Origin of the sequence: Vibrio alfacsensis, from assembly GCF_019670485.1 — a bacterium.
In the GTDB taxonomy this organism is placed as follows: Bacteria; Pseudomonadota; Gammaproteobacteria; order Enterobacterales; family Vibrionaceae; genus Vibrio; species Vibrio alfacsensis.
This window is the reverse complement of record NZ_AP024165.1, coordinates 940,494-953,980: the sequence shown is the minus strand read 5'-3', so window position 1 is coordinate 953,980 and position 13,487 is coordinate 940,494. Positions and strand designations below refer to the sequence as shown.

General features: G+C 43.9%; 10 protein-coding genes and 1 tRNA gene. 4 read left to right on the top strand and 7 right to left on the bottom strand.

The window, feature by feature from the left end:
• Positions 1-8: 8 nt before the first annotated feature.
• Positions 9-1,139 carry an aspartate-semialdehyde dehydrogenase gene (gene asd, locus VA249_RS04450; protein ID WP_221069088.1) on the bottom strand — a complete coding sequence of 377 codons (1,131 nt, stop codon included), beginning with the start codon at positions 1,137-1,139 and terminating at the stop codon, positions 9-11.
• 438 nt (positions 1,140-1,577) lie between these two features.
• On the opposite strand from asd, the gene nhaC reads away from it, so the two are divergent.
• The gene (gene nhaC / locus VA249_RS04445; protein WP_221069087.1) at positions 1,578-3,014 is read left to right on the top strand and encodes a Na+/H+ antiporter NhaC; all 1,437 of its coding nucleotides are present in this window, start codon (positions 1,578-1,580) and stop codon (positions 3,012-3,014) included.
• A 114-nt stretch (positions 3,015-3,128) separates the two neighbouring features.
• Here the strand turns inward: nhaC and VA249_RS04440 are convergent, their stop codons facing one another.
• From VA249_RS04440 to yejK, 3 genes are all read right to left on the bottom strand, one after another.
• Positions 3,129-4,292, bottom strand: a complete 1,164-nt coding sequence (locus VA249_RS04440; protein ID WP_221069086.1) for a chemotaxis protein — start codon at positions 4,290-4,292, stop codon at positions 3,129-3,131.
• A gap of 75 nt (positions 4,293-4,367) precedes the next feature.
• Positions 4,368-5,669 (bottom strand): Hpt domain-containing protein, encoded by a 1,302-nt coding sequence (locus VA249_RS04435; protein WP_225927100.1) that lies wholly within the window; start codon positions 5,667-5,669, stop codon positions 4,368-4,370.
• Between the two features lie 156 nt (positions 5,670-5,825).
• A complete protein-coding gene (gene yejK, locus VA249_RS04430; protein WP_221069085.1) occupies positions 5,826-6,824 on the bottom strand; it encodes a nucleoid-associated protein YejK in 999 nt (332 codons plus the stop codon).
• An 85-nt stretch (positions 6,825-6,909) separates the two neighbouring features.
• Between yejK and VA249_RS04425 the strand changes: the two genes are divergently transcribed.
• The 3 genes from VA249_RS04425 (at position 6,910) to VA249_RS04415 (ending at position 9,198) form a co-directional block, all read left to right on the top strand.
• A complete protein-coding gene (locus VA249_RS04425; RefSeq protein ID WP_128811274.1) occupies positions 6,910-7,137 on the top strand; it encodes a YejL family protein in 228 nt (75 codons plus the stop codon).
• 22 nt (positions 7,138-7,159) lie between these two features.
• Positions 7,160-8,968: a DUF3413 domain-containing protein gene (locus VA249_RS04420; RefSeq protein ID WP_221069084.1), complete on the top strand. Its 1,809-nt coding sequence runs from the start codon at positions 7,160-7,162 to the stop codon at positions 8,966-8,968.
• Positions 8,969-9,107: 139 nt separating this feature from the next.
• A tRNA-Ser gene (locus VA249_RS04415) sits at positions 9,108-9,198 on the top strand.
• Positions 9,199-10,049: 851 nt separating this feature from the next.
• Here the strand turns inward: VA249_RS04415 and VA249_RS04410 are convergent.
• The 3 genes from VA249_RS04410 to VA249_RS04400 all read right to left on the bottom strand — a co-directional run bounded on the left by VA249_RS04410 (position 10,050) and on the right by VA249_RS04400 (position 13,461).
• The gene (locus VA249_RS04410) at positions 10,050-10,964 is read right to left on the bottom strand and encodes a histone deacetylase family protein (RefSeq protein ID WP_221069807.1); all 915 of its coding nucleotides are present in this window, start codon (positions 10,962-10,964) and stop codon (positions 10,050-10,052) included.
• 281 nt (positions 10,965-11,245) lie between these two features.
• Positions 11,246-12,388, bottom strand: a complete 1,143-nt coding sequence (locus tag VA249_RS04405; RefSeq protein ID WP_211919741.1) for a mandelate racemase/muconate lactonizing enzyme family protein — start codon at positions 12,386-12,388, stop codon at positions 11,246-11,248.
• 113 nt (positions 12,389-12,501) lie between these two features.
• Positions 12,502-13,461, bottom strand: a complete 960-nt coding sequence (locus tag VA249_RS04400) for a DMT family transporter (protein ID WP_221069083.1) — start codon at positions 13,459-13,461, stop codon at positions 12,502-12,504.
• Between the last annotated feature and the right edge of the window lie 26 nt (positions 13,462-13,487).

Sequence of the window (13,487 nt, the reverse complement as noted above, 5' to 3'; positions counted from 1 at the left end):
TGGGGAGATTACGCTTTCTCTGCAAGGATAATGCGCAGTGTGCGACGCAGAGGCTCTGCTGCCCCCCATAAAAGCTGGTCACCGACGGTGAACGCATTTAGGAAGTCATCGCCCATTGCCATCTTACGTAGACGACCAACAGGAATTGAAAGCGTGCCGGTTACTTTTGCAGGCGTAAGTTCTTGAGCCGTAATATCACGATCATTTGGAATCACTTTCACCCAGTCGTTGTGCGTTGCGATGATTTCTTCGATTTCATCCATTGGCACATTTTGCTTTAGCTTAATCGTCAATGCTTGAGAGTGACAACGCATCGCGCCGATACGAACACAAGTACCATCGATTGGTACTGGCGCATCTTGGAAGCCAAGGATCTTGTTCGCTTCTACGCCCGCTTTCCACTCTTCTTTACTTTGGCCATTATCACGCTTCACATCAATCCAAGGGATCAACGAACCGGCAAGCGGCACACCAAACTTATCCGTTGGGAAAGAAGAGCTGCGCATGGTATCCGCAACTTTTTTATCGATATCCAGAATAGAACTTGCAGGGTTCGCCAACTCTGAGCTCACCGAATCGTTGATGACACCCATTTGAGAGATCAGCTCGCGCATATTTTGCGCACCTGCGCCAGACGCTGCTTGGTACGTCATTGCGCTGGTCCATTCAACCAAACCTTTCTCGAATAGACCACCAAGCCCCATTAGCATCAAGCTCACCGTACAGTTACCACCCACAAAGGTGTTAGTACCACCGTGAATGCCTTGTTGAATTTGCGCTAGGTTCACAGGGTCCAGAGTAATGATAGAGTCTTCTGCCATACGCAATGTAGAAGCTGCATCAATCCAGTAGCCTTTCCAACCTGCTTGACGAAGGGCTGGGTAAACTTTCTCTGTGTAAGCACCACCTTGACACGTAATAATCGCATCAAGCTGTTTTAAACTGTCAATATCAAACGCATCTTGAAGTAAACCCGCTTCTTTGCCGACCTGACTGTTTACAAATAGGGGGGCTGGGATACCTACTTGAGATGTACTGTAGAAAACAGGTTCGATCAAATCGAAATCTCTTTCTTCGACCATGCGCTGCATAAGTACAGAACCAACCATGCCGCGCCAACCTACTAAACCTACTCTCATTGCTTTAACTCTCCATGTATATTTTTGAATCTGTCACCATAGTTCAATTTTCGACACAAAATCTCAAGCCCTAATGTGCAAATAACTGCAACTTTTTTAACCTTCAGGCGAAAAGTTCACTACCCATTCCCTTTTTTATGCTTTTGTTCCTACATATGACCAAATTCATCTCAGGATAAGTGACGATTTTGCAAAACATGGTCTTACCACTCAATGAGAAAAACAACATTTGAAGCACAAAATATTCACACCACAAAACATTTATGACCACTTAGATTAAAGTTTTGTGGTGGCAAATTTTACATACAAACGTTTGCGCGGACTAAAGTCAAGATAAAGCACCAAAAGTTCGAAATATAATTTTTGTTAATGTATGTTATGCGCGATTACAACAGGGAGCGGCTTTCCTCTATTGCTCCGAGAACGACAGAGGCACACATGAAGCAAGTTACAACACGCCTTCCTAGCCTGACTCAGGTACTGATCTCGCTAGGTTTATTTCTACTTTTGGCATTTTCATTTACAGCCAAATTAAACCTACCTATCCAGCTTGCACTGTACATTGGTTGGTTCATTATCATCCTACTTGGGTTAAAACTTGGTCATAAATATCAAGACCTAGAAAAGGCAGCGTTAAATGGTATTTCTAACGGACTTGGCGCAGTACTGATCCTACTCGCGGTTGGGGCACTAGTCGGGACTTGGATTTCAGGCGGTATTGTTCCGACCATTATCTACTATGGTTTAAAAGCCATCCATCCATCTATATTCTTACTTGCGACCATGATTATCTGTTCGTTGACGGCGTTAGCGACAGGAACATCTTGGGGCGCAGCAGGTACCGCGGGCATTGCAATGATGGGCATTGGTCAAGGCCTAGGCGTACCTGCACCCATCACCGCCGGTGCCGTACTGTCTGGATGTTACTTCGGTGACAAAATGTCGCCGCTTTCAGATTCCGTCATTCTTGCCTCTTCTATGTCAAACGTAGAGGTGGTTGAACACATTAAAGGCATGCTGCCTATCGCCCTAATCAGTTACATCATCACTGGCATCATGTTTACCGCGTTTGGTTTCCATTTCGCAGGTAAAGTAGACATGAGCCAAGTGGAATCTGTCATTCAAGCAATGGAACAACAGTTTTACATTACCCCTTATTCCTTTGTCCCTGTGATCATCGTGTTGGCATTGTTGGCACTGCGCATGCCTTCATTCCCAGTGATCAGCTTTGGCTCTCTATTAGGAATTGTTTGGGCTGTCATGATTCAAGACGTCGACTTCCTTACAGCTTTCAACACCGCTTGGGCACCATTTGCGATCACTTCTGGCGTCGATTTTATCGATTCCATTCTAAATCGTGGTGGTATGTCTTCCATGTTAGGCTCCGTCGCAGTGATCGTATTTGGCCTTGGCTTTGGTGGCTTGCTCGATAAAGTTGGCGTACTAGAGACCATCGCAAAACTGTTCGAGCGACGCGTACAAAGCGCGGGTTCACTTGCAACAAGCACCATCGGTACTGCATTTATGGGCAATGTCTTTGGTTCTGCAATGTACGTATCATTGATTTTGACACCGAAAATTTGTGCCAAAAACTATGATCGCTTAGGTTACAAACGTAAGAACCTATCTCGTAATGCGGAATTTGGTGGCACATTAACCTCTGGTATGGTGCCTTGGAGTGACAACGGTATCTACATGGCAAGCATCTTAGGTGTCGCGACATTATCTTACGCACCCTATATGTGGCTGAGCTTTGTCTGCATCATCGTCACCATTTTCACCTCTTACATGGGATGGTTCGTTGATAAATGTGAACCTGCTGCGATGGCAACAGAAGAACAAGCAGAAAACGAATTCGAACAGCAAACGGCATAAGCTCTTTTAATAAAAACAGAAAGGACCGAATCTCGGTCCTTTTTTGTTTTTATCGATTTACGTTTCTATGTATTGGCCATCGTGCAATCTATGTATTAGCCATCGTACGATGAATCATGCAGATTTTGTCTTGGCTTTTACTGCTGAGCGTTTACCCAGCGTATAGCCCAGTATCAACGGTGCAAAGAAAATCACTAAGATGAACAAGATAAAGTAGATAATGGTGCTCTTCACCAATTCAATCAGCTTATCCATTGCAAGATTCACCACCTCTTGAGATACGTGGTCTAAGTCTTTCGCAAATTTTTCACGCTCACTTGTGATGATCTGTGCGATCTCTTGACGCTCTCTTGCAACCATCACTTCCAACGCTTGGCGCTCTTCACTCAGCTGAGTCAAACGTTCTTCCGTTTTCTGATCGATATCTTCAACCAAAGGTTGCAACTGTACTGCCATCTGCTCGGCTAAATTGCGCATGTATTCAGGATTATTGTCGATGAAGTCTTTTAGCGATTCGGAGGTCACTTTCAAACTGTTCAACGCCGCGTTGACCTGCTCAATGCTTGCAGAGCTGTTTAAAGCCAACAACTGCGCTTTCCAAGTCATGATTTTTGGCGTTTGTTCTGAAACCAAGCTTAAGCGATCCGATACATCACCAATCGCCTCTGGCATCGTACCAAGGGTCGTTACCGCTTCTTCTTCACTGATTTGGCTTGCAGCAAGCCAAGCACGATATGCAGGAGTGCGGATCATACTCAAATCAGCAAAGGGATACTTCTCAACAAAATTGGCGACAAATAATGTTGTGTTGTCATACACCTCTTTCTTCAACAAAGACTGCGCGAGTTTATCCACTTCTTTTGCTAAGTGAGCAGACACAAGCTTTGCTTCATCGGAGATAAATAAATCTTTGCCCGGGCCCTGATGGAAAAATTGATTCATCTGGTGAGTAAACACCCAGGTATCGATCAATGATGCCATTGGCGACACTTGATAAGCCGCCGCTTGCAATCCCTCTTCTGCATTTATCTTCCACAACAGAATATAGGATTGATGAACCTTATCTTTTGGCTCATAACGGTCGTGCAGCACATCAGCAGCTTGCTCAACTTGAGCGAAAAACTGCTGAGCATACTCTCGAGTCATGATACGCATATTCAGCTCTTGCTGAGTTAATGGAACGGTTTGACTGTCTATTTTGATTTCTAATAAAGAACACCCAGAGAGCAGTAAAGCCAAACAAGTCATTATCACTGAGGACAATCGGCGAAAAGACATAAATATACCCATGTTTAAAAATCTATAACCTTTACTTTAATATCCAGTATTGTAAGTCAGAGAAATATCAATCTGTTAGCAGTTTTCATTGTTGAGAACTTGCTGGGCAAACGTAATGCTCTGCTCAAGAGTATGGCTCAATTGATTGATCAGGTCTTCTGACACTTGCTCGCCACTTTTCAATACGTACTCAATATCTCGAGCAATTCCATATAAAGGCATGGCACCCAAGCTACCCGACACCCCTTTTAGGCTATGAACAATGCGTTGAGCACTTTGCTTTTCACTTTTTAGTTGTACACGAAACTTTTCTGCGTCATCTTTATGCTCCTTAATAAAGACCTCTAACAGCGTGCGAATCGCATCCTCATCTCCAGACATAGAATCGAGCATTTTTTCGATATCTAAAACTGGAGAAGAATTAACAATAGTGCTTCTCTCGAATGCCGTCACGGGAGAAAGTTCTGTCTTTTCTTTTTCTTTTTCTTTTTCTTTTTCTTTACCAAGATATTGAGGTTCGTGCGGCAAGCAATTTTCACCCGCATTTATCGTGCTGTCTTTTGAATCAGACGCTGGCCGGTTATCACTTGCTGGCCTCATTGCTTTTGTTCGTTCATTAAGAAAAAACCAAGTAATCAGCGCAATAACACTACCACTAAGCAATATGACAAAGCCGAGGTAAGCCACAAGCTTTTTCTCCAGCTCAGCACTAATAGAAGCAAGTTGGTTAGGCAGCTCAGGTGTCAGTAATTTATTCGCTAAATGGCCGCCTTGAGCATGAGCGGCAAGTACATTTGATGTTTGGGCAAGCCGACGTAAGAAAATAGATTGTTCATGCTTTGGAAGCGTTTGGGATTCCGTAAAAAGAGAATCAAGCTGACGGTAAGTATCGGCACTGGTCGCAGATTCGCTAAACATGGATTCAAATACAAGCGCTCCAAGTCGATAATACATACTTTTAAGTTGTGCCGAATTCGCGTTTGACTCACGGCTCTTATAAAGCTGATCCGATAAATCCATCAACGTACTATCACTGGCGATAAACACTCTTGCTTCTTCAAGAAATCGGTCTGTGTTATAGAACAGTTGCGTTAAGTCAGGATTTTTACTTGGGCCATCGGACTGACTTTCTAATTGCAGGCGAACGGCTGAGACGAGTTGTAACTTAAGGGAGACTTGATCAATATGCTGAGCACGATAAGGCAGTTCGAATTGAAATATATTACGAACTTCATCGACCTTACTTCCCAGCTCTTTCACGGTCAAAATGGTTTGCATGGTCTGCTGAGCTTGGAACCATGCTCCTGACGTTAACGCTACCCATAACGCGATCAATAACCATACAACACCATAGCGCCCGATTTTACGTTGCCGCACTTTGCCCTGCCCTCATTATTTGCTGATATAGCAAGATTTGTTGATATAACAAATCTTTACTCTAAACTTCTCGCGAAATTTGAGTATAGATGATCATCGGTTCATGAACCGACTCTTAAGTCATAAAAAAAGAGAGCACATGGCTCTCTTTTTCAATTAATTGCGACTCAACTGATCTTTTAGATTCGGCGGCGTGCCTTTGATCGTCAAAGTATCGGTTTCTGGATCGTAAAAGATTCGCTCGCCAAGCAGTAAGCTATCAAAACTGATATTCAAACCACCGCCAGCACCCACATATTTCGTGAGTTTACGAACGGTAGAGCGATCCCCAGGGAAAGAGTCTTCCAACTCGTAACCTTGGGCCTTGGTGAAATCCACAAAGCTGGTGCCGTCTTGACTCGTTGGTAACTCACCAGACAGTTCCACAATCTGAACTTCATCGCCAGACTTAATTTGTTCGTTGCAGTAGTTATAGACCTGTTTTTTGTATTCGTTCGCTTCTTGTTTTTCTAACTTAGAATCCGCACAGAAATCTTCCACCGCCTGCATCAACACTTGGTTTTGCTGCTTCGTATCTAGGCCAATATCTGCTTGTAGGAAATCGAGGAAGAAATCGGCCACTTTACGGCCAACACGGCCTTTGATGTAAGAAAGGTAACGATTTGAATCACGATCAGTGTCGTAGCTAGACAAATCAATACGCGCCACGATGTCCATCTTTGTGATATCAAGATAATCCGTTGCACTAATGTCCAAGCCTTCTGTCACTTTCAGACTTTGGTTCATTGGTAAGATACCGATAAACAAATAATCAGTCGCCAGACTCTGATACTCGGCAAACACCAAGATGCCCTCATCGGCAAATGGGTACTTAACCAATTCTTCTTTCAGTCGATTTGCACTTAATTGTGAGAAGTCATAGAAATCACGCTCACCTTTGCGCATTTCTTGAAGCCAAAATTGAAATTCGCTGTCTGATTGGAAAGAACCAAACCCCTTTCCTGCTTTTGAGTGGAATACACGATGTAACTCCGCAACCAGGTTTTCGGTTGAGGTATCGTTTTCTAGCGCGGCTGGACGAAAGTTAACAACCAGTTCGTCCTGGTCGTTTTTGCATAGTTGATGCAAAATGACATTTGAAAGATGAAGGCTCATAGTGATTTTATCTTGCTACAAGGTTTTAGTTGTTAGGCATTGTAGGTTATCATAAGCCGCTTTTACTATCATTATTAGAGTCTTTATGCCGATTACATCTAAATATACTGACGAACAAGTAGAGAAAATTCTTGCTGAAATGGGCGCTGTTCTAGAAAAACACGCTGCTTCACCTGAGTTGACGCTAATGATTGCCGGAAATATTGCAACCAATGTCCTAAACCAACAAGTTGCTGCTTCACAACGCAAACTGATTGCTGAAAAATTTTCTCAAGCACTGATGTCTTCTCTTGAAGTGCCAAAATCACACTAATCACGGAAAATAGAACAAGTACATGGTAGACAGCGGAAACTCATACGGCGAACGCGTATCTCGACTGGTTGGTTGGGGTCACTGGTTTGCATTCTTCAACATCGTAGCTTCGATGTTGATTGGTACACGCTATATCGTTCAGTCGCCTTGGCCAGAAACCTTAATGGGGCAGTTTTACCTTGCCGTATCTTGGGTTGGTCATTTTGGCTTCCTCGTTTTCGCTCTATACCTGTTAGTTCTATTCCCGCTGACGTTTATCCTGCCATCGAGGAAATTATTCCGCTTGGTGGCAGTGATATTCGCGACTATTGGCCAAACGATACTTTTGGTCGATACCCAAGCTTACCAATCGATAAACTTGCACCTGAACCCTGTGGTTTGGGAATTGCTGTTCAGTGAAGATAAGAGTGCAATTAGTGCTGACTTGCAACATCTTTTTGTTGTTATGCCTCTGATCTTCCTTGTTCAACTGGCTCTTTCTGAGTGGGTTTGGCGCAAGCAACGTAAACTGTCTCACAAACACATAGGCCGCCCACTTGCCGCCGTGTTTTTCTTAAGTTTCATGGCTAGCCATTTGGTTTACATTTGGGCCGATGCATACTTCTATAACCCAATAACGAGCCAACGTTCTAACTTCCCGCTTTCTTATCCGATGACAGCGAAAAGCTTTATGGAAAAACATGGTCTTCTTGATCGTGAAGAGTACCTAAAACGCTTGGCGGAAAACCAAGAGAACGTAAATTTAATCAATTACCCTCTCGAAAAACTTGAATTCAATCGTCGTGGTAGCAAGCTAAATGTGCTGATGATCAGCATTAATAACCTCCGAGCCGATGCGCTAAACCAAGACGAAATGCCAAACTTGTATCAGTTTGCGCAAGACAACCAAAATTTTGTCAATCATTACAGCTCAAGCAATGATACTTACGGTGCGTTTGGCTTGTTCTATGGGCTTCCAAGCAGCTATGCGAGCGGTATTAAAGCGCAAGGCACTGCCCCTGTGCTACTTGATGTCCTTAGCGACCAAGAATACAGTTTTGGCCTATTCAGTGGTAATGGCTTTGAAGATGACCTTTACTCAGAAGTTATCTTCCGCAACCTTAACCTTGCCCAGCAACTTGATGGGTCTCAAGCCCACACAGATAAACAATCTATTAGTGATTGGAACACGTGGCTTACAGAGCAAGCAAAACAACCTTGGTTTAGTTTTATTGAAGTGACAACCGTAGATAACTTTGAATCGGAGCCGGCTTCATCTAATCAAGAAACCTCCGCTGGCGAACGTTTCAAGAGAGCGTACAAACAAGCAGTCAAATCTGCAGATATTACCGTTGATAGCGTTATTGAATCCTTAGAACAGCAACAGCTTCTCGATAATACAGTGGTTATCATTACTTCCAATCATGGTAGTGAGTTCAACGAAACCAATACGAATAGTTGGGGCGCGAACAGCAATTACAGCCGCTACCAGCTTCAGGTGCCAATGATCATTCATTGGCCTGGAATGATGCCTGGTGAATTTTCTCACAGTACGAGCCACCTCGATCTTTCTGTAACGCTATTGCAAGATATGCTAGGTGTTTCCTCAAACCCTTATGATTACAGCAGTGGTCGAAATTTATTTGATGAAAGCCGCCGTCGTTGGATCTTAGCGGGTGATACTCGTGAGATAGCATTGATTACAGGCGCTCAAACTACCGTTATCGATAAATTCGGGAACTACAAGCTGTTTGATGACAATTACAAACGTCTAAGAGAGACCTCGCCTAAGCTACCCGTGCTTATGCAGGGGCTGACCGAACTACAACGTTTCTATTCAAAAGCGAATTAATGATAATAAAAAGCTCTCACCTCGAGGGCTTTTTGTCTATTTAGCAAGCAAACAACACAAAATTGCACACGAAACGTCCAAACGAATAAAATAGGGGTTTACATGCTTTTCAAAGCCTTATATTATTCGCGTCAACAACGGAGAGATGGCTGAGTGGTTGAAAGCACCGGTCTTGAAAACCGGCGTACGTTAATAGCGTACCTAGGGTTCAAATCCCTATCTCTCCGCCACATTTAGAAAGCTCGCATTTATTGCGAGCTTTCGTCGTTTTAGGGCAGTGAACATTTCAAACGGGATTTTGAAATCCCTAGTTGAGCGCAACCCCGGCACTCCGCCACATTCAGTAAAAAGGCCGCTAAGAAATTAGCGGCCTTTTTCGTATCCAAAGGCTCAAACAAGGATTTGTCCAAATCCCTCCTTGAATGCAAGCCCAGCACTCCGCCACATTTAGAAAGCTCGCATTTATTGCGAGCTTTCGTCGTTTCAGGAGAATGAAAGTTTCAAACAGGATTTTGGAATTCCTCGCTGACCGCAGCACCGCCCTATTTCGAAAAAGCCCGCTAAGTGATTAGCGGGCTTCTTCGTATTTGAGGATTTTAAACGGTTTTGCACAAATCCTATCTTGAGTGCACATCCTACAATTCGCCGTGCGAAGAATGCGGTGATCCTAAACCTTAGCTGAACGCCACTCGTACAAGTCTCTCCATTGCCCTGCAGCATTGATAGAAATACTGGTAAAGCCATTTACTTACACAACCCCCTAGGCAAAAAATATCGACAACATCACACCAAACGAAGTGACATGATAAGATTCATATACTTGGTGGTAATAACAAAAAATGTCAGGGGATTTGTTAGGTGTTTATAACTGTTCACCACCAGCAAACATTCTTATTATTCGCCTCGGCATATAGCAGTCTCTTCTTACTGCGTAAGCTAAATCCATCCATTCGTTGTGTATAACAACGTCTACGGCTAGAAAAATAAAATTGGGCAAGGATGCCCAAACTCAAACAATGAACATACGGATTTACTCTCAAGCTTCCACTCGCTGAAATCCCCTATCGACTTAATCACGCGATTAGAAAGTATCATGCGCTGCACAGATCAGTTGCATGTGTACTGGTACAAGATCGCTATGGTCAGTTCGATACCCACCACCTACCACAGCAGCAATAGGAATAGATAGGTCTTTCATTAATTGCATTAAGAACCGATCCCGCTCATAAATCCCTTGTGTTGAAACATTAAAATACCCAAGCTCATCGTCTGTGTGGATATCGACACCCGCGTCATAGATCACCATATCTGGCCGATGGAGATTAACCGCCATTTGTACTACTTCCTTGAATGTCAGCAAATACGCTTCATCGCCTGTCCCTCTTCCTAGAGGCACATCAAGATCGGAATCGGGTTTTCTTGCAGGGAAGTTCTTATCACAGTGAAAAGACAAAGTAACAATATCAGGCTCATCTTCACATAGCGTTGCTGTCCCATCCCCATGATGCACGTCACTATCAATGATCAACACTCTATCGACTGACTCTTTCGCTAACATATGCTTAGCAGCAATGACCAGATCATTGAACAAGCAGAAACCACTACCGAAATCTTTATGGGCGTGGTGGTACCCACCGCTTAAATGTATCGCCACTCCGTGTTCTAAGGCTTTCTCTGCCGCCAGAACGGTGCCCGCGGCTGAGGTCAGCGTTCGGGTAATCAGCGCCTCACTCCAAGGGAATCCAATACGTCGCATTTTTGCAGCAGGCATTGTGCCATTGACAAGATGTTCGACATACTCCTCGTCATGCACGCGTTTTATCTCTTCTAATGATAAGGACTGTGGTTGGAAAAACGCAATACTGGCTCCCCAACGCTCGTTCATCGTCTTCTCTTTTACCGCTAGATAAAGATATTGGTATTTCATGATTGGGTAACGATGACCATCAGGCAGTGTAAGCTGAGAGTAAATAGGATGATAAATGAGAGGCAGCATCAGATATTCTTGTTGTTGGTCGTAGTTAAATCTTACCAAGTTGCTAAGCCGATACCAATCGTTGCCAATAGTCGTTATCAATAATGGGGCTTTTACTTGTTACTACTCTCGACTTGAGTGAAGTCTCACGATAATTGGTATAACTTACCCCCAAAAATCAAAAAACAAACAAAAAAAGAGGCAACCTGCTGGCTGCCTCTTGATATTAAATCCTGTTCCGTTGTTCGTTGACCAAACGAACATATAGGGATAAAACCCAAATTCTTATCCCTATGAGTTGACTAGTTAACGCGGTATTTCGCGATGATCTCTTCGTCAAGTTCAACACCAAGTCCTGGTGTGTTTGGTACTGCTACGTAACCATCTTCAAATGCGATTTGGTTTTTCACTAGTGACGTAAACAGTGGGCTTGTGCTTTGAGAGTACTCAATTAGATCACCGTGCTCACGAGACGCTAGGAAGTGAACCGTTGCTGCAATCAGAATACCTGTTGAGAAACCGTGTGGAACCAGCTTCATACCCGCCATGTGTGCCATGTCGTAGATCTTCACCATTTCAGTGATACCGCCACAACGTGTTACGTCTGGTTGAACGAAATCCGCACCTGATTTTTCAATGAAGTTAGCGAACTCGTAACGCGTTGTTAGCGTTTCACCACCAGCCAATTTTTGCGTAGTCGATTGAGAAACCTTACGGTAACCTGCTAGTACGTCATCAGTGATTGGCTCTTCAATCCATAGTAGGTTGAACTCTTCTAGCTTCTTCGCCATTTCAATCGTGTGGCCAGCCGTGCGCCATGCACTTGCTAGGTCGATCGCGATTTCAACGTCTTTGTTGATGCCACGTGCAGTTTCGCAAACTGTCTTGATGATTTCGTAGTCAGTTTCAGCGTTTTTGCCTAGTGGACCACCACCAAACTTCAGTGAAGTGAAGCCTTGAGCTAGAAGTTCTGTCGTGCGAGCAACGTTCTCTTCTTTCACAGCTGATGGGATGAACGTACCGTATGCGCGGATCTTCTCACGGAATTTACCGCCTAGAAGTTGCCATACTGGCACTTTGTAGAACTGACCTGCGATATCCCATAGCGCCATGTCGATAGCAGAGATTGCGTGGATCATGGTAGAGCGACGACCTGCGTAGTGCGTACCGTTGTACATTTTGGTGTATAGGCGTTCAATTTCTAGAGGGTTTTCACCAATCAGTAGACGCTCAAGACCTTGAGAAGAACCATGGCTTTGTGTTGCTTTGATACACGCTTCGATCATCATTGGCGAGCTGTCAGATTCACCGACACCAGTGATACCAGCGTTAGTATGAACGCGGATTAGAACACCATCTTCACCCCATTCACACGCTTCATCAAGAGCAGGAACGCGTAGGTGGATAACTTCTACTTCAGTAATTTTCAATTCGTTAAATTGCATTTTATTTCTCTAATATTGGCAATGATTCTTTCGTATATATTCAAATTGTGGAGCGATTTGATTTGAGAGAAAGAAGCTGTCAGCACCACGGCTGACAGCCAATTTGATAGGAATTACGCCGCTGCTTTTTCTTGTGCAACTGGCTTCTTGATGAATTTGTCGCCTGCAGTGTAAATACATAGTGCGATAACTACGGTCACAACACCTGCCAGTTTTTGAAGTGTCATCACCTCACCTAGTAGGAAGTAAGCAACGATCATCGCAAATAGCGGAAGAACGTTCAGTGCCATTGTCGTGATAACCGCATCTTGTGTTTTTAGTGTTGCCACTTCCCATAGCGCGTAAGCGATACCTGAACATAGCAAACCAAGCGCTAGAATACTGCCGATGTGTTTACCGTTCTCAACCAATACAGATGCTGAGCCGAAGTCTGCGCCAGTCACTAGGCCAAGGAACACAAGGGCGATCGTTGCTGCTGCGAATTGGTAGAAACAGCTAGAAAATGTATCGTAACGAGAGTTTAGGTCTGAGCCGAATTTACCCAAAATGTAGTTGTACGTCACGAAGCCAAGTACACCGAACAGTGCGAATAGGTGACCTAGGTTTAGACCTTGGATCTTGTTCGATGGATCGTAAGCAATCACACCTGCACCGACTAGAGATAGCACAACAGCAAATACTTTTGGTGCAGACGGCTTGATCTTGTCGATAACAAATACCGCTAGCATGGTTAGGAACGGAGCCATACCGTTGATAACACCGATCTCACCTGATGACGTGTATTCGTAAGCAAGAATCGTGAAGTAAAAGAATACCGCTTGCGCAGAAACACCTGCTGCTGCTAATAGAAAACCATCTTTTTTGTTTTGGATTTTCTTCAGCGTATGCTTCTTAGAAAACATAAATAGAACCACAAAGCCTAGTGTTGCAATCGCGTAACGCGCAACAGCTAGAACAACAGGATCCAGTTTACCCGCAAGGACACCGCCTAGAGGGAACGATGCACCCCAAAGGGCTGCACAGACAAGGGCAATAGTTAGACCAAGTGATTTATTTGGAGCAGGTTTACTCATTTTATTTATCTCGTATAAAGGAGTTG

Coding starts and splice junctions, on each gene's coding strand:
- asd (WP_221069088.1), bottom strand. CDS start 1,139: ATGAGAGTAGGTTTAGTAGGTTGGCGCGGCATGGTTGGTTCTGTACTT.
- nhaC (WP_221069087.1), top strand. CDS start 1,578: ATGAAGCAAGTTACAACACGCCTTCCTAGCCTGACTCAGGTACTGATC.
- VA249_RS04440 (WP_221069086.1), bottom strand. CDS start 4,292: ATGTCTTTTCGCCGATTGTCCTCAGTGATAATGACTTGTTTGGCTTTA.
- yejK (WP_221069085.1), bottom strand. CDS start 6,824: ATGAGCCTTCATCTTTCAAATGTCATTTTGCATCAACTATGCAAAAAC.
- VA249_RS04425 (WP_128811274.1), top strand. CDS start 6,910: ATGCCGATTACATCTAAATATACTGACGAACAAGTAGAGAAAATTCTT.
- VA249_RS04420 (WP_221069084.1), top strand. CDS start 7,160: ATGGTAGACAGCGGAAACTCATACGGCGAACGCGTATCTCGACTGGTT.
- VA249_RS04410 (WP_221069807.1), bottom strand. CDS start 10,964: ATGCTGCCTCTCATTTATCATCCTATTTACTCTCAGCTTACACTGCCT.
- VA249_RS04405 (WP_211919741.1), bottom strand. CDS start 12,388: ATGCAATTTAACGAATTGAAAATTACTGAAGTAGAAGTTATCCACCTA.
- VA249_RS04400 (WP_221069083.1), bottom strand. CDS start 13,461: ATGAGTAAACCTGCTCCAAATAAATCACTTGGTCTAACTATTGCCCTT.